Annotated in this window: 15 protein-coding genes and 1 riboswitch; of the genes, 13 read left to right on the top strand and 2 right to left on the bottom strand. The window is 71.0% G+C overall.

Annotated features, from left to right (window positions below; translation table 11 throughout):
• Positions 1-3 precede the first annotated feature (3 nt).
• The 6 genes from pyrF to metK all read left to right on the top strand — a co-directional run bounded on the left by pyrF (position 4) and on the right by metK (position 4799).
• The gene (pyrF, locus tag Ari01nite_RS00435; protein WP_203778387.1) at positions 4-834 is read left to right on the top strand and encodes an orotidine-5'-phosphate decarboxylase; all 831 of its coding nucleotides are present in this window, start codon (positions 4-6) and stop codon (positions 832-834) included.
• A 185-nt stretch (positions 835-1019) separates the two neighbouring features.
• Entirely contained in the window at positions 1020-1337 is a 318-nt protein-coding gene (gene mihF / locus Ari01nite_RS00430) for an integration host factor, actinobacterial type (RefSeq protein ID WP_020517554.1), read from the top strand.
• A 32-nt stretch (positions 1338-1369) separates the two neighbouring features.
• Positions 1370-1969, top strand: a complete 600-nt coding sequence (gene gmk / locus Ari01nite_RS00425; RefSeq protein ID WP_203778386.1) for a guanylate kinase — start codon at positions 1370-1372, stop codon at positions 1967-1969.
• Positions 1970-1988: 19 nt separating this feature from the next.
• On the top strand, positions 1989-2252 hold the full coding sequence (gene rpoZ, locus Ari01nite_RS00420; RefSeq protein ID WP_020517552.1) for a DNA-directed RNA polymerase subunit omega: 264 nt from the start codon (positions 1989-1991) through the stop codon (positions 2250-2252).
• Between the two features lie 79 nt (positions 2253-2331).
• Entirely contained in the window at positions 2332-3534 is a 1203-nt protein-coding gene (coaBC, locus tag Ari01nite_RS00415) for a bifunctional phosphopantothenoylcysteine decarboxylase/phosphopantothenate--cysteine ligase CoaBC (protein WP_203778385.1), read from the top strand.
• A 74-nt stretch (positions 3535-3608) separates the two neighbouring features.
• On the top strand, positions 3609-4799 hold the full coding sequence (gene metK, locus Ari01nite_RS00410; protein ID WP_203778384.1) for a methionine adenosyltransferase: 1191 nt from the start codon (positions 3609-3611) through the stop codon (positions 4797-4799).
• 58 nt (positions 4800-4857) lie between these two features.
• Here metK and Ari01nite_RS00405 read toward each other — a convergent pair whose 3' ends face one another.
• Positions 4858-6954 (bottom strand): primosomal protein N', encoded by a 2097-nt coding sequence (locus Ari01nite_RS00405; protein ID WP_203778383.1) that lies wholly within the window; start codon positions 6952-6954, stop codon positions 4858-4860.
• A 149-nt stretch (positions 6955-7103) separates the two neighbouring features.
• On the opposite strand from Ari01nite_RS00405, the gene Ari01nite_RS00400 reads away from it, so the two are divergent.
• From Ari01nite_RS00400 to Ari01nite_RS00380, 5 genes are read left to right on the top strand one after another with little or no spacing between them, the layout of a single operon-like run.
• Positions 7104-8321, top strand: a complete 1218-nt coding sequence (locus Ari01nite_RS00400) for a cytochrome P450 (RefSeq protein ID WP_203778382.1) — start codon at positions 7104-7106, stop codon at positions 8319-8321.
• Positions 8322-8357: 36 nt separating this feature from the next.
• Positions 8358-8915: a peptide deformylase gene (gene def, locus Ari01nite_RS00395; protein ID WP_203778381.1), complete on the top strand. Its 558-nt coding sequence runs from the start codon at positions 8358-8360 to the stop codon at positions 8913-8915.
• Positions 8916-8920: 5 nt separating this feature from the next.
• A complete protein-coding gene (fmt, locus tag Ari01nite_RS00390; protein WP_203778652.1) occupies positions 8921-9847 on the top strand; it encodes a methionyl-tRNA formyltransferase in 927 nt (308 codons plus the stop codon).
• The gene (locus tag Ari01nite_RS00385; RefSeq protein ID WP_203778380.1) at positions 9844-11328 is read left to right on the top strand and encodes an RsmB/NOP family class I SAM-dependent RNA methyltransferase; all 1485 of its coding nucleotides are present in this window, start codon (positions 9844-9846) and stop codon (positions 11326-11328) included. Before fmt ends, Ari01nite_RS00385 begins: the two co-directional genes overlap by 4 nt.
• Positions 11329-11371: 43 nt before the next feature.
• A complete protein-coding gene (locus tag Ari01nite_RS00380) occupies positions 11372-12001 on the top strand; it encodes a sulfotransferase family protein (protein WP_203778379.1) in 630 nt (209 codons plus the stop codon).
• Here the strand turns inward: Ari01nite_RS00380 and Ari01nite_RS00375 are convergent.
• Complete coding sequence (locus Ari01nite_RS00375; RefSeq protein WP_203778378.1) at positions 11976-12839, bottom strand: septum formation family protein; 864 nt, start codon at positions 12837-12839, stop codon at positions 11976-11978. The genes Ari01nite_RS00380 and Ari01nite_RS00375 overlap by 26 nt on opposite strands.
• A 91-nt stretch (positions 12840-12930) precedes the next feature.
• Here Ari01nite_RS00375 and rpe point away from each other — a divergent pair, with 91 nt between their 5' ends.
• Together rpe and Ari01nite_RS00365 are read left to right on the top strand one after the other, a co-directional pair.
• A complete protein-coding gene (gene rpe / locus Ari01nite_RS00370) occupies positions 12931-13611 on the top strand; it encodes a ribulose-phosphate 3-epimerase (protein WP_203778377.1) in 681 nt (226 codons plus the stop codon).
• Positions 13612-13649: 38 nt separating this feature from the next.
• A complete protein-coding gene (locus Ari01nite_RS00365; protein ID WP_203778376.1) occupies positions 13650-14660 on the top strand; it encodes a GGDEF domain-containing response regulator in 1011 nt (336 codons plus the stop codon).
• 532 nt (positions 14661-15192) lie between these two features.
• Positions 15193-15374, top strand: a riboswitch (FMN riboswitch).
• Positions 15375-15485 lie beyond the last annotated feature (111 nt).

Below are 15485 nucleotides of genomic sequence, written 5' to 3'. Positions count from 1 at the left end.
GCGATGGAGACCTTCGGCAAGAGGTTCCACGAGGCCGTCCGGAAGCGGGGTCAGCTGTGCGTCGGGGTCGACCCGCACGCCGCCCTGCTGACCCGCTGGGGACTCACCGATGACGTCGCCGGCCTGGAACGCTTCGCCCGTACGGTGGTCGAAGCCCTGGCCGATCGGGTGGCCGTGGTGAAGCCGCAGTCGGCGTTTTTTGAGAGATTTGGGTCACGTGGCATCGGTATTCTTGAGTCAACTATCCGACAGTTTCGCGAGGCCGGAGCGCTTGTCCTGCTCGACGTGAAGCGCGGCGACATCGGCTCGACGATGGCCGCGTACGCCGCCGCGTACCTCGATCCGGCCAGTCCTCTGTGTGCTGACGCGATTACTGTGAGTCCCTATCTCGGCGTGGGCTCGTTGCAGCCGGCATTCGACGCGGCGGCCGCGAACGGCGGCGGCGTCTTCGTTCTGGCGCTCACGTCCAACCCGGAGGGACCGAGTGTCCAGCATGCCGTCGGCGCCGGCGGAAAAACCGTGGCGCAAACCGTGATCGATGAGATTTCCCAGCTCAACAAGGGTGTCGAGCCGCTCGGCAGCATCGGGCTGGTGGTCGGTGCGACGATCGGACGGACCGGTCACGACCTGTCCGAAGTGAACGGTCCGCTGCTCGCTCCGGGCCTCGGTGCGCAGGGTGCGAACGCCTCCGACCTGCGCGCGGTCTTCGGCGAAAGCCTGCACAACGTGCTGCCGTCGTACTCACGCGAAGTTCTCACAGCGGGACCTTCCGTGGCCGGTCTGCGGGCCGCCGCGGACCGGGTCCAGGACGACGTCAGGGCCGCTCTCGGGTGAAACGGGCCTGCTTATCAGGCCCGCGGACAACGGGTGCGGGGGTACCCCCACGTTGCCGAAACCGTCGTTGACCGCTAGTTTTCCCGGCGCCGGGAACCACATGCCCCTTTGGTTCCCTGGCACACCACGTTTCACAGATGCGCCGGTATTGGACTACCGCCGCGATAGGGACCTGAGGAGAACTGGTGCCGCTCCCGTCACTGAGCCCCGAGCAGCGCGCAGCCGCGCTGGAGAAGGCCGCGGAAGTTCGCAAGGCCCGGGCGGAGCTGAAGGAACAGCTCAAGTCCGGCAAGACCACTCTCGCCGCGGTGCTCGACCGCGCGGAGGAGGACGAGGTCGTCGGCAAGCTGAAGGTCTCGGCCGTGCTTCAGGCGCTGCCGGGCATCGGCAAGATCCGCGCGACGCAGATCATGGAGAAGCTCAAGATCGCTGACAGCCGCCGGCTGCGCGGTCTCGGCGACCAGCAGCGCAAGGCCCTCCTGGGGGAGTTCGCTGCGAACTGACTCACCGGCTCGTGTTGAATGAGCCTGTGAGCATGGATGACGACGCGCACCCGGCAGCCCGCCTCACCGTCCTCTCCGGCCCCTCCGGGGTCGGAAAGGACAGCGTGATCGAGCTGATCCGGGTGCGCTCGCCTTGGATCAAGTTGTCCGTGTCGGTCACGACCCGGAAGAAGCGCGACTACGAGACCGACCACGAGCACTACCACTTCGTGACCCGTTCGGAGTTCCAGCGGCTGATCGACGGCGGTCAGTTGCTCGAGTGGGCGGAATTCGCCGGCAACCTCTACGGCACGCCACGGGCCCAGGTCGAGGGCTGGTTGAGTCAGGGCCAGCCGGTACTGCTCAAGATCGATCTGCAGGGCGCCCGGCAGGTCCGGGCCGCGATGTCCGAGGCGCAGCTGGTGTTCCTGGCCCCGCCGAGCGTCGAGGAACTCAAGCGCCGCCTGATCGGCCGCGGCACCGACGACGAGGAAACGATCCGTCGCCGGCTCGCCCACGCGGACGAGGAACTGGCCGCCGAGAAGGAGTTCGACCGGACGGTCGTCAACGACTTCGTCGAGCGTGCCGCGGACGAACTGGTAGGATTGCTCGGTTCTTCCTTTCTGACCCCGGCACAGGCGCCGGAACACTAGCTAAGGATTGTGTTCAACAGTGGGAACTGTCGCGAACCCCGAAGGCATCACCAACCCGCCGATCGACGAGCTGCTCGACAAGACGTCGTCGAAGTACTCCCTGGTGATCTTCGCGGCCAAGCGTGCCCGCCAGGTGAACGCCTACTACAGCCAGCTGGGCGAGGGCCTTCTGGAGTATGTCGGGCCCCTGGTCGAGACCACCCCGCAGGAGAAGCCGCTCTCGATCGCGATGCGCGAGATCAACGCCGGTCTGCTGACCGCCGAGGCGACTGACAACCCCTGATGCGCCCCTGAGTGGCCGAGCATCACACTTCTCGTGGGTGATCCCGCGTCCCGGTTCGGGGCGCGGGATCATTGCATTCATGACCGAAGTCGTCCTGGGTGTCTGCGGCGGCATCGCCGCGTACAAGGCCTGCGAATTGCTCCGTCTGTTCACCGAGTCGGGGCACGGCGTGCGGGTGGTGCCGACCGCTTCGGCGCTGAAGTTCGTGGGCGAGCCGACCTGGGCCGCGCTCTCCGGCCGGCCGGTCGCCACCGAGGTGTGGGACGACGCGCACGAGGTGCCGCACGTGCGGATCGGCCGGGCCGCCGACCTGGTGGTGGTGGCGCCCGCGACGGCCGACCTGTTGGCCAAGGCGGCCCACGGCATCGCCGACGATCTGCTCACCAACACGTTGCTCACGGCGACCTGTCCGATTGTCTACGCCCCGGCCATGCACACGGAGATGTGGGAAAACCCGGCAACTCGGGCGAACGTGGCGACGCTACGAGAACGTGGCGCGATCGTTATCGAGCCCGCCGTGGGCCGGCTGACCGGCGCGGATACTGGCAAGGGACGGCTGCCCGAGCCGGCCGCGATCTTCGAGCTCGCGGTACGCGTACACCGGAAAGGTCTTGCTGGTCGTCGGGTGGTGATCACCGCTGGTGGGACGCGTGAGCCGCTGGATCCCGTGCGATTCATCGGAAACCGGTCGTCCGGCAAACAGGGGTACGCACTGGCCACGGCGGCCGCGGCGCGCGGGGCGAGCGTCACACTCATTGCGGCGAACGTCACGTTGCCGGATCCCGCCGGGGTGGACATTGTTCGGGTGGGCACGACGGAGGAACTGCGTGCCGCGACGGTCAAGGCGGCCGGCGAGGCCGACCTGATCGTCATGGCGGCGGCACCGGCTGACTTCCGGCCCGCGGTCGTGGCCACCCAAAAGATCAAAAAAACAGACAGCGGTACGCCCGAGGCGATCACCCTCGTGACGAACCCCGATATAGCGGCCGAACTGGGTGCAGGCAAACGCCCCGGCCAGGTCTTGGTAGCGTTCGCGGCCGAGACGCACGACGCGCTCGAGCACGCTCGGGCTAAGTTGACCAAGAAACGTGCCGACCTGATCGTCGTTAACGACGGTGTGGACCGCGTTTTCGGCGCCGACCACAATGAGGTCACGCTGCTGGGCGCGGACGGCAGCATGGCGGAATACGGCCAACTGCCCAAAGCCGATGTGGCCGATATGATTTTGGATCACGCCATCGCGCTCCTGGAACGCCAGGTCGGCAGCGGTGGGACGGCGTAGCACCCAGACGACCTCGGTCGCCAGCGGTGGCTACACTCTCGCGTTAATTCGTTTTTCGACAGCTGAGGAGCACCGTGGCACGCCGCCTGTTCACCTCCGAGTCGGTCACGGAAGGCCACCCGGACAAGATCGCTGACCAGATCAGCGACGGCATTCTCGACGCCCTGCTCCGCCAGGACCCGCGCAGCCGGGTCGCGGTGGAAACCCTGATCACCACGGGGCAGGTCCACGTCGCGGGCGAGGTAACCACCCAGGCCTACGCCGACATCCCGAGCATCGTGCGCGACACGATCCTGCGGATCGGATACGACTCGTCGAAGAAGGGCTTCGACGGCGCGTCCTGTGGCGTGAGCGTCTCCATCGGCTCGCAGTCACCCGACATCGCCCAGGGCGTCGACAGCGCGATCGAGCTGCGCGAGGGCGACTCGGAGCACGTTCTCGACGCGCAGGGCGCCGGCGACCAGGGCATGATGTTCGGCTTCGCCTGCTCGGAGACCCCCGAGCTGATGCCGCTGCCGATCGCGCTGGCGCACCGGCTGGCCCGGCGGCTGTCCGCGGCCCGCAAGGACGGCACCATCCCGTACCTGCGTCCCGACGGCAAGACCCAGGTCACCATCGAGTACGACGGCCTGCGCCCGGTCCGCCTCGACACCGTCGTGGTCTCGTCGCAGCACGCGGCCGACATCTCGCTGGAGTCGCTGCTCACGCCGGACGTCCGCGAGCACGTGATCGCGCCCGAGCTGGAGGGCCTCGGCCTCGACACCGAGGGTTACCGGCTGCTGGTCAACCCGACCGGCCGCTTCGAGATCGGCGGCCCGATGGGCGACGCCGGCCTGACCGGCCGCAAGATCATTGTGGACACGTACGGCGGGTACGCGCGCCACGGCGGCGGCGCTTTCTCCGGCAAGGACCCGTCCAAGGTGGACCGCTCGGCGGCGTACGCGATGCGCTGGGTGGCCAAGAACGTGGTGGCGGCGGGGCTGGCCGAGCGGTGCGAGACCCAGGTGGCGTACGCGATCGGCAAGGCGCACCCGGTGTCGCTGTTCGTCGAGACGTTCGGCACCGAGAACGTGCCGGTGGAGCGGATCGAGAAGGCCATCAACGAGGTCTTCGACCTGCGTCCGGCCGCGATCATCCGTGACCTCGACCTGCTGCGGCCGATCTATCAGCAGACGGCTGCCTACGGGCACTTCGGGCGGGACCTGCCCGAACTGCGGTGGGAGAGCACCGATCGTGCTCAGGATCTCAAGAACGCTGCTGCCTGAGTTTGTTGTTTGCCGGCGTCTCGCTTTTGCGGGGCGCCGGTTTACTTTCGCCCATGACTTAGAACAGGGTGGCGGGATCCACCTCCACTCGGACCGGCAACGCTGCCTTTTTCGCCGTGCGGACGGCGGCGGCCTCGTGCAGGGCTCGGGCCAGGTCGGCGGCCTGGCTGCGGCGGGTGCGGAGCAGCATGCGTTCCTCGTCGTTGTCGGCAGGGACGGGGCCCAGCACCTCGGCGCCCTCGGGCAGGCGGGCGGCGGCGAGCAACTCTGCGACCGCGGCCGGCTTGCCGGTGATGCTGGCCATCCGGGAGGCGGGTGGGAAGCCCAGCTCGCGCCGCTCGGCCAGCTCGCGCGCGGCGAACCAACCCGGGTCCCAGCGGATCAGTGCCTGCACGGTCACCAGGGAACCGTCGGCCACCACCACGACCCGGCCGCCGGCGCCGGCGGGGCGGGCCAGGGCTGCGGCGTTGAGCCAGCGGCGCATCGTCTCCTCGGCGGCGCGCAGGTCGGAGCGGGTGAGCAGGGCCCAGGTGTCCAGCAGCAGCACAGCGCCGTAGCCGTTGGCCGCGACCGGTTCGGCGCCGGGGGTGGCGACGATCAGGGCCGGCTCGGCGGGGACCGTGTCGAGGATCTCGTCGCGTCCGGAGGTGCGGACCGTGGTGTCGGGGAAGGCGCGTCCCAACTCCTCGGCCGTGCGCCGGGCGCCGGTGACCGACGCCCGGAGCCGGCGACCGCTGCAGACGGGGCAGCCGTAGGCCGCGGCGGCCCGGCCGCACCACCGGCAGACCGGGACGTCGCGGGCGCCGGCCAGGCTCAACGGGCCGGAACAGTGCGGGCAGCGCGCCGGGGTGCGGCACTCGGCGCAGGCCACCGAGGGCAGGTAGCCCCGCCGGGGAACCTGCACCAGCACCGGCGCTCCGGCCTGCAGCGCCTGCCGGGCGGTCTGCCAGGCCAGGCTGGGCAGCCGTGCGGTGGCCGCACCGGGGTCGCGGGCCAACTGCGGGTCGTCGCCGGTGGGTGCGATGGCCGGGGCGGCGGCGCGGAGCGTGTCGCGGTCGGCGGTGATCTCGCGGGCCCAGCCGGTCTCCAGCAGCAACTGGGCCTCGCCGGTGCGGGTGAAGCCGGCCACCAGCGCGGCGCAGCCGGCGAGGCTGGCCCGGGTGAGCAGCACCTCGCGGGCGTGCGGGTATGGCGAGCGGGGCTCGGCGTGCAGGTCGTCGCCGTCGTCCCAGATCACCACCAGGCCGAGTTTGGCGGTGGGTGCCCACATGGCGGCCCGGGTGCCGGCCACCACCGGGACGCGGTGCCGGCTGGCGGCCAGGAAACGGCGGTAGCGCTCGGCCGGGCCCAGGGCGGCGTTCAGGGCGACGTGGCGTCCGGGGCCGAGGACCGCGCCGAGTGCCCGGTCGACCCGGTCGAGGTCGCGCGCGTCGGCCACCACGATCACCACGCCCCGGCCGCCGCGGACGGTTGCGGCGGCCGCCTCGGCGATGCGGGTGGCCCACTCCTCGCCGGGGAGCGCACCCCAGACGGCGCGCGCGTTGCGACCCTCCTCGAGCGCGCGGAGGAAGGCGGCGCCCGCGGAGTAACGCGCCCAGCCGGCGGTGTCGACCGGGGCCGGCGGCTCGAGGGGAGCGGGCGGGGCACCTGGCTGGGCGCTCCCTTCGGCCAGGGCCGGCTCGGCGGTCTGGTCATCCGGGCGGGGAGCTTGGTCATCTGGGCGGGCGGGCTGGCCATCTGGGCGGGCGGGCTGGTCATCTGGGCGGGCGGCTTGGGACTCGACGCGGGCGTGGCGGGGTGGGACGGCGAGGCGGAGGACGTCGCACAGGTTGCCGGCGTAGCGATCGGCCACCGCGCGGGCCAGCCGGGCGACCTCGGGGTCGAGGATCTGCTCGGGGGAGACCACCTTGTCCAGATAGGCCAGTTTGCCGCCGTGCGGCGAGGTTTCGGCGCGTTCCAGTAGGTAGCCGCCGACGAGCTGCCCGGCGAACCGGACCTTGACCCGCACCCCGGGCTGCGCGGACGCATCATCGGCGGCCGCCACCAGATAGTCGAACGGCCGGTCGAGATGGGGCAGCGGCACGTCGACGCACACGCGAGCCACCGGAAGCCGTTCGGCCGGCACCCGTTCGCTGCGTGCACTCTTCGTCGTCATCACCGCACATTCTGCCCGCGGGGTCCGACAGTACGGTGGCAGTGGCGGGATGGCGGCGCGGTGGTGGCGGCGGATCTCGCGGCGTCGCGGGCCACAGTGGATCAACGCGCCGGTTGGATGGAAACGTGACAATCATTCATGATATGGCGATGGACGCCGCCACGGCCGTTGAAACGCTGCTCTCGCCGCAGACGGGGCACGATCCGAACCCGGCCTACGCGGCGCTGCACGCGCACGGGCCGGTTCTGCAGGTCAGCGCCGGCTACTACTTCGTCTCCGGGTACGCCGCGGTGGACCGGATCCTCCGCGATCCCACCGCCGAGGCGTACGACTCCCGCCGTCTCGACGAGAACTGGGGGAGTGACTGGCGCGACAACCGGGCGGTCGCCCTGTTCGCCGACTCGATGTTGCGCACCAACCCGCCACAGCACACCCGGATGCGCCGGCTCGCCGCCGGGGTCTTCACCGCGCGCCGGGTGGCTGCCCTGCGCGAGGTCATCGCCGAGCAGGTGGACGAGACGCTCGACGGCCTGACCGGCACCGCGGCCGATCTCGTTTCGGACCTCGCCTATCCGCTGCCGATCGGGGTGATCACCGCGCTGCTCGGCGTGCCGCCGGCGGACCGGGGGCGGTTCCGGCGGCTGGCCGAGGATCTGACCGCCGTCCTCGAGGTGCGCTGGACCGAGGAGGACCGCCGGCGCGCCGACCGGGCCGCCGTCGAACTCACCGGCTATTTCACCGAGCTGGTCGGTCACCGCCGGGCGCAACCGGCCGACGATCTGGTCACCGCCCTGGCCGCGGCGCACGACGCGGACGGCGCGCGGCTCACCGGCGACGAACTGCTGGCCAACCTGGCGCTGCTGCTGGTCGCCGGCTTCGAGACCACGACCAACCTGATCGGGAACGGCATCGTCCTGTTGCTCGACCATCCCGGGTGCGCCGACGAGCTCCGACAGAACCCGGCCGCGGCGCCGGCGGTGGTCGAGGAGGTGCTGCGGATCGACTCGCCGGTGCAGCTCACCGAGCGGTTCACCAGCGTGCCCGTGGAGATCGCCGGGATCAAGATCCCGGCTGACGCCGAATTGGTGCTGCTGCTGGGTGCGGCCAACCGGGATCCGTCGCGCTTCGTGCTTCCCGAGGTCTTCGATCCGAGCCGTACGGGCAACACCCCGCTCTCCTTCGGCGCGGGCGCGCACTACTGCCTCGGCGCACCCCTGGCCCGCCTGGAGGCGCAGGTGGCCCTCCCCGCGCTGCTGCGCCGTTACCCGGACCTGGCCCTCGACGGCCGCCCGCGACGACGGCCGCGGATGAACCTGCGCGGCTGGCAGGCGCTGCCGGTGAGCCTGAGAAGCGACTCCGTAGACTAGATGGGTGCCGCCCCACGACGTCAGGAGTTTCGCCGCGTGACCGTCCAGCCCATCCGTCTCTTCGGCGATCCGGTGCTGCGGACGCCGGCCGATCCGGTCGTCGACTTCGACAAGGAACTGCGCAAGCTGGTGCAGGACCTGGTCGAGACCATGCAGGACGAGGGCGGCGCCGGCCTGGCCGCGCCCCAGCTCGGTGTCGGCCTGCGGGTGTTCTCCTTCGACGTCGACGACGTGGTGGGACACCTCATCAATCCGGTTCTGACCTTCCCCGACGAGGAGGAACAGGACGGGCCGGAGGGCTGCCTCTCCATCCCGGGCATCTACGTCGACACCAAGCGCCGGCAAAACGTCGTGGCGGCCGGCTTCAACGAGTTCGGCGACCCGATCCGGGTGATCGGCACCGGGCTGATGTCGCGCTGCGTGCAGCACGAGACCGACCACCTGGACGGCGTGCTGTTCCTCGACCGGCTGGACGCCGCGGCCCGCAAGGACGCGATGAAGCAGATCCGCGCCGCCGAGTGGTACGACGCCGGCAAGCCGCCCACGGTCAAGGACAGCCCGCACGGCCGGGGCATCTTCGGTCTGGGGCGGTGAGCGGGTTGCGCATCGTCTTCGCCGGCACCCCGGCCGTCACCCTGCCCGCGCTGGACGCCATCGCCGGCTCCGCACACGAACTGCTCGCCGTGGTCACCCGCCCGGACGCGCCGGCCGGCCGCGGCCGCCGCCTGGTGCGCTCGCCCGCCGGAGCGTGGGCCGACGAGCGCGGCATCGAGGTGCTCACCCCGGCAAAGCCGCGCGAGCCCGAGTTCCAGGAGCGGCTGCGCGAGCTGGCGCCGGACTGCGTGCCGGTGGTGGCGTACGGCGCCCTGGTGCCGCCCAGTGCGCTCGAGATCCCCAAACACGGCTGGGTCAACCTGCACTTCTCGCTGCTGCCCGCGTGGCGCGGCGCCGCACCCGTGCAGCACGCGGTGCTGCACGGCGACGAGGTGACCGGCGCCAGCGTCTTCGAGCTCGAGGCGGGGCTCGACACCGGGCCGGTCTACGGCACCCTCACCGAGGACATCCGGCCCGCCGACACGTCCGGTGACCTGCTCGACCGGCTCGCCGTTTCGGGCGCCGGCCTGCTCGTCGCGGTACTCGACGCGATCGAGGCGGGCACCGCCCGGGCCCACCCGCAGCCGGCCGACGGCATCTCGCTGGCGCCGAAACTCACCGTCGACGACGCGCGGATCCGCTGGACCGACCCGTCGTTCGCGGTCGACCGCCGGATCCGGGCCTGCACCCCGGCCCCGGGCGCCTGGACCACGCTGCGCGATGACCGGCTCAAACTGGGCCCGGTCCGCCCGGTGGCCAACGGCCCCCAGCTCGGGCCCGGTGACCTGCTGGTCGAGCGCAGCCAGGTGCTGGTCGGCACGGCCAGCACCCCGGTCGCGCTGGGTGAGGTGCGCGCGGCCGGCAAAAGGCCGATGGCGGCCACCGACTGGGCCCGTGGCCTGCGGATCCAGCCCGGGGAGACACTTTCGTGAGCGACCAGCATCACCAGCACCGCGCCGACCGCCCGCGTGGTTCGGGACGGCCGCGCGGCACCGCCGGCCCGGGCTACGAGCGCGACTCCCGGTCCGGCCGGCATCCGCGGGGTGGCCGTCCGCCGTCCGACCCGGCCCGCCAGGCGGCGTATGAGGCGATCGCCGCGGTGCACCGCGATGACGCGTACGCCAATCTGGTCTTGCCGGACATCCTCCGGGGCATGGGGCTGACCGGCCGGGACGCCGCTTTTGCCACTGAATTGACCTACGGCACGCTGCGCACGCTCGGCACCATCGACCTGATCCTGGCGGACGCCTCGGGGCGCGAGGTGGCCCGGATCGACCCGCCGGCCCGCGACGCCCTGCGGCTGGGCACCTATCAGCTGCTCTACACCCGGGTGCCGGCGCACGCCGCGGTGAGCCAGACCGTCGACCTGGTGCGCTCGGTGGCGACCGGTGCGGCCGGCTTCGCGAACGCGGTGCTGCGCACGATCGCCGAGAAGCCGCTGGAGGACTGGCTGGCCAAGCTGGCACCGGCGTACGACGAAAACCCGGTGGGCAACCTCTCGGTGCACCACAACCACCCCGAGTGGATCATCCGGTCGTTCGCCGAGTCGCTGGGCGGCGACCTGGACGAGACCGCGCGCCTGCTGATCGACGACAACCAGCCGCCGGGCGTGCACCTGTGCGCGCGGCCGGGCCGGGCCGACGCGGTCGAACTGGCCGACGAGGTGGGCGGGACGCCGGGCGCCTTTTCGCCGTACACGGTCTACCTGGGCGGCGGGGCCCCGGGCAACCTGTCCGCGATCCGCGACGGCCGGGCACACGTCCAGGACGAGGGTTCCCAACTGGTGGCGGCCGCGCTGCTGGCCGCCGAGGTGGACGGCCGGGACACCCGCTGGCTCGACCTGTGCGCCGGCCCGGGTGGCAAGACCGCACTGCTCGGGTCGATCGCGGCGCTGCGCGGCGCCGAGGTGACCGCGGTCGAGGTGGCCGAGCACCGGGCGCGGCTGGTCGAAAACGCGACCGAGGGCATGCCGGTGACGGTGCTGCCGATGGACGGTCGCTCGGTGGGACGCGACCCCGACCTGCCCGAGGACGGATTCGACCGGGTGCTGGTGGACGCGCCGTGCACCGGGCTGGGTTCGCTGCGCCGCCGGCCCGAGTCGCGGTGGCGGCGCCGGCCGGCCGATCTGCCGCCACTCACCAAGCTCCAGCGGGAACTCCTGGTGGCGGCGCTGCGGGCGGTCCGTCCGGGCGGCGTGGTGGCGTACGTGACCTGCTCGCCACACATGGTCGAGACCCAGGTGACGGTGACCGAGGGGGCCCGGCGTTCGGGCGTCGAGGTCGATTTCGTGGACGCCCGGCCGCTGCTGCCGCCGGGCATGCCGGGCCTGGGCGCCGGGCCGACCGTGCAGTTGTGGCCGCACCGGCACGGCACCGACGCGATGTTTTTGGCGATGTTGCGCCGCACCGCCTGACTTCTGCACCGAATCCATCAACAACGTCCGGTATAAACGATCGATGAATGTCATTGGCGCCGGCTTCGGCCGTACCGGAACTCTCAGTCTCAAGGCCGCTCTGGAGCAACTCGGCTTCGGACCTTGCCTGCACATGGTCACGGTGCTCGACGATCCGGAGCGGTCCAAGCTGCTCAGCGACGCCGCGGACGGCGACCCGGACAGTCTCGACGCGGCGTTTGCCGGCTTCCGGTCGAGCGTGGACTGGCCGGGCACGTATTTCTGGCGCGAGCTCACCGCGCGTCACCCGGACGCCCAGGTGGTGCTCACCGAGCGCGACCCCGAGCAGTGGTACGACAGCGCCTACCGGACCATCTATCAGGCCCAGGGCCGCCCGCCGGCCGAGGACACGGCGGTCCCGGCGGCCCGGGCCATGCTGAAGCGTCTGATCTGGGACGGCACTTTCGGCGGCAATTTCGCCGACCGCGAGGCGATGGTCCGGCTTTTCCAAGAGCACAATGCAGCCGTACGCGCGGAGATCGCGCCGGACCGCCTGCTCGTCTACCGGGTGGCCGACGGCTGGGGGCCGCTCTGCGAATTCCTCGGTGTGCCGGTGCCGGACGGCCCGTTCCCGCGCCTCAACGACACCGAGACCTTCAACAACCGGATCAGCGCCGGACGTAGTGGATCTTGAGCTTGTCCGGGCCGGCGTTGCGGTAGGAGCCCTTCATCTTCTCGCCGTTGAGCCAGAGGAAGCAGCGCACGGCCCGGTCGCCCATCTTCCAGGCGGCCTCGTCCGGCGGGAAGCCGAGCCAGCCCACCCGGGCCGACAGGTCGCCGTCGTCGGGCAGCGCCGCGAAGGTCGCGATCGCGGTCTCGCAGCCGTCGGCCAGGTCGTCGGTGCTCAGCTGGCGGGCGGACTTGCGGGTGGTCTCGAACAGGCCGGCGAACTCGGCAGTGTGGTTCTTGGCGCAGTCCACCGGGTGCATCTCGGTGACCGACTCGCCCTCGACCTTGGGGTTCGCACAGGCCATCCGCAGCTTGCCGGACGCCGCGAGGGCGCCCTTCACGGTGCCGGAGCGGCGCACCAGGGCACCGTCGACCGGTGACGTCTCGGCCACGTCGCAGCGTGCCCAGCGGGCGCCGCCGGCCCAGGCCGCCTTGCTGGGCAGCACCGGCTGGAGCACCACCCAGCCGGTCCGCCAGTCGGCGCCCAGGTATGCGGTGGCCTGCCGCGAGCACTCCCGGAACGCCTGGTCCTGGCCGCTGATGCCGGCCACCGCGACGGTCTCGGCCAGATGCTCGGCGGTGCAGGCGACCGGCTCGTAGGCGTCCGCCTGCCCGGTCTGCACCAGATCACCGTGGCAGGTGCCGGACTGCGGCCGGAACTGGGTGGCGGCCGGCAGCGGCGCCCAGTTGTTGGTGATGTCGCCGTCGACGCCGTCGGGCATGACCACGCACCCGGACAGGCCGGCCAGAGTCAGGCCGGCCAAGGCGAGCACGCCGACCACGACGGCCGCCCAGCGTCGCATGGTCGCCTCCCCAGGCCATCCCTTGATCGTCACTCTATCGGTTGTCGGCAGCCGGTGAACCCGCCGACTCGGGCGCCCTAGACTTCAAGCCGTGGAACCCGCTGCGATCATCGCCCCCAGCATTCTGGCCGCCGATTTCGCCCGTCTCGCCGACGAGGTGCACGCCATCGAGGGTGCGGCCGACTGGGTGCACGTGGACGTCATGGACAACCACTTCGTGCCGAACCTGACGATCGGCCTGCCGGTGGTGCAGAGCCTGCGCAAAGCGACGAGCATCCCGTTCGACGTGCACCTGATGATCGCCGACCCGGAGCGCTGGGCCCCCGGGTACGCGGAAGCCGGCGCGTACAACGTGACCTTCCACGCCGAGGCCTGCGACGACCCGGTCGCGCTGGCCCGCACCCTGCGCGCGGCGGGCGCCAAGGCCGGGCTCGCGATCGACCGGGACACCCCCGTGGAGCCGTACCTCGAACTGCTTCCCTATGTGGACACCGTGCTGATCATGACCATCAAGGCCGGCTTCGGCGGGCAGAAGTTCCTGCCCGAGATGCTGGCCAAGGTGCGCGACGTGCGCCGCCGGATCACCGCGAAGGAGCTGGAGGTGCGCCTCGAGGTGGACGGCGGGATCGCGGCCGACACCATCGAGCAGGCGGCCGAGGCGGGTGCGGACGCGTTCGTGGCGGGCACCGCGGTCTACGGCGCGCACGACCCGGCCGAGGCGATCCGGCGCCTGCGGGCACTGGCCCTCAGCGCTGCGCCGACGCATGATTGACGCGTTCCGGCGGTAAGCGTTCGGCGGGGAGGAACTGGATGAGCACCGGCGTGGTGCGGCACACCGAGGATGACCTGGGACCGGAGCCCGAGGACCGGCCCGATCTCATCCTGGTGGTCGACGACGACCAGGACATCGCGGGCTTCGTCGAATTCAACCTCAAAATGCACGGGTACGAGGTGATCCGCGCCCGGGACGGCCAGGACGCGCTCGAGGTGATGGAAAACCGCCGTCCCGACCTGGCCGTGGTCGACTGGATGATGCCCCGCATGGACGGCGTCGAGCTGACCCGCAAACTGCGCGCCGAGCCGCTCAGCTCGGCCCTCCCGGTGATCATGCTGACCGCCAAGAGCATGACGGTCGACAAGGTCGTGGGCCTGACCGCGGGCGTCGACGACTACCTGGTCAAACCCTTCGACACCGCCGAGCTGATCGCCCGGGTCGACTCCACGCTGCGCCGCAACAAGGAGTTCCGCGAGGTCTCCCCGCTGACCGGCCTGCCCGGCAACGCCCGCGTCCGCCGCGAGATCGCCGACCGGATGAAGGCCGGCGGCGAATACTCGGTCGGCTACATCGACGTCGATCGCTTCAAGAGCGTCAACGACGTCTACGGTTTCGACCGCGGCGACGAGTTCATCACGGCGCTGGCCCGCTGCCTGCACAAGGCGGTGACGGTGGTCGGCCCGCCGTCCATCTTCCTGGGCCACATCGGCGGCGACGACTTCGTCTTCATCTGCACCCCCGACCAGGTGCTGCCCCTGACCAAGCGCACGGTGACCGACTTCGAACAGGCCGCCGACCAGCTGTACGACCCCTCGGATGCCGAACGAGGCTACATTGAGGTCCCCGACCGCCGAGGCAACAAAAACCGCGCCGCCCTGGTAACGCTGTCGATCGGCGTGGCCCAGGCAACGGTCGACGGCCGCAGATTCACCGACCCGCGGGTGGTGATCGCGGTGGCCTCCGAAATGAAAAAGGTAGCCAAGTCCCAGCCCGGCTCCTACGTAGCCATCGACCGCCGCCGAGGCGCCGCCGAGGCCGAGGAATAGCGAACCCCGAGCGGGGCCCCACGCACGCCTTCCGTCACGCGCGCTCCGGCGCGGGCGGTTCAGGCCTTGCGCGTCGCGATGTCAGGTCCCGCCCGGCAGTTCGGGGATCGCCGAGGCCTTTTGGCCGCATACGTCCCCGCTTGCGCTTGTCGGCAACGCGATGTGGTCGATCTGCTGTTCGGGGATGTCTATCCAGTCCCATCGCGTCCGGTAAGGCCGTATTTATCGGACATCGGCCCGCCCGCCCGCCCGCCTGCCCGCCCGCCCGCCTGCCCGCCCGCCTGCCAGCCCGCCTGCCCCAGCCCGCCAGCTTGCCTGCCAGGCTGCTGCCAGCCGGCCCGCTACGGCGCCGGCCCCGTCGGCTCTGGCGGCCGTCGGCTTTGATCGGGCCTACTTGGCTTGGCGGTTGGGGTGGGGCTTGAGCTGGGGTTATGGCGGCTGGGGGAAGGGGAACGGCCGGTTGGGGCTGTGACGTGGCTCGCGCGGAGGTTGCAAAGACGATCGCGCGTGACAGACTCGGGGGTGACCCACCACGCGCTGGCGGGACTCGGTGAAATTCCGAACCGGCGGTGATCTGGCACGTTTGTGCTGGTAAGCCCGCGACCCGGACGTTGCAACTGACGGACGGTGGACCTGGTGAGACTCCGGGGCCGACGGTTGATCGATTGCGGCACTACGCCGCCGGTCAGACAGTCCGGATGGGAGACAGCGCGCGGAATCGGACCGAGGGCTCGCTTGGCGTGCTGTCGACCGGGGTGCGCGCAGCGTACCCGTGTGTCCGATTCCCGGCGTTTGATCCCACTTCCTTGGCGCGTGAACTGTGCC

Source organism: Paractinoplanes rishiriensis, from assembly GCF_016862375.1.
Taxonomy (GTDB): Bacteria; Actinomycetota; Actinomycetes; order Mycobacteriales; family Micromonosporaceae; genus Actinoplanes; species Actinoplanes rishiriensis.
The sequence above is the reverse complement of the archived record's forward strand: the minus strand, read 5'-3'. Positions and strand labels throughout refer to the sequence as shown.

Bases quoted from the DNA above. Each gene is read 5' to 3' on its own strand.
- Ari01nite_RS00375 (WP_203778378.1), bottom strand. From the start codon at position 12,839: ATGCGACGCTGGGCGGCCGTCGTGGTCGGCGTGCTCGCCTTGGCCGGC.
- Ari01nite_RS00400 (WP_203778382.1), top strand. From the start codon at position 7,104: ATGGACGCCGCCACGGCCGTTGAAACGCTGCTCTCGCCGCAGACGGGG.
- Ari01nite_RS00365 (WP_203778376.1), top strand. From the start codon at position 13,650: ATGAGCACCGGCGTGGTGCGGCACACCGAGGATGACCTGGGACCGGAG.
- Ari01nite_RS00405 (WP_203778383.1), bottom strand. From the start codon at position 6,954: ATGACGACGAAGAGTGCACGCAGCGAACGGGTGCCGGCCGAACGGCTT.
- gmk (WP_203778386.1), top strand. From the start codon at position 1,370: ATGGATGACGACGCGCACCCGGCAGCCCGCCTCACCGTCCTCTCCGGC.
- Ari01nite_RS00380 (WP_203778379.1), top strand. From the start codon at position 11,372: ATGAATGTCATTGGCGCCGGCTTCGGCCGTACCGGAACTCTCAGTCTC.
- pyrF (WP_203778387.1), top strand. From the start codon at position 4: ATGGAGACCTTCGGCAAGAGGTTCCACGAGGCCGTCCGGAAGCGGGGT.
- coaBC (WP_203778385.1), top strand. From the start codon at position 2,332: ATGACCGAAGTCGTCCTGGGTGTCTGCGGCGGCATCGCCGCGTACAAG.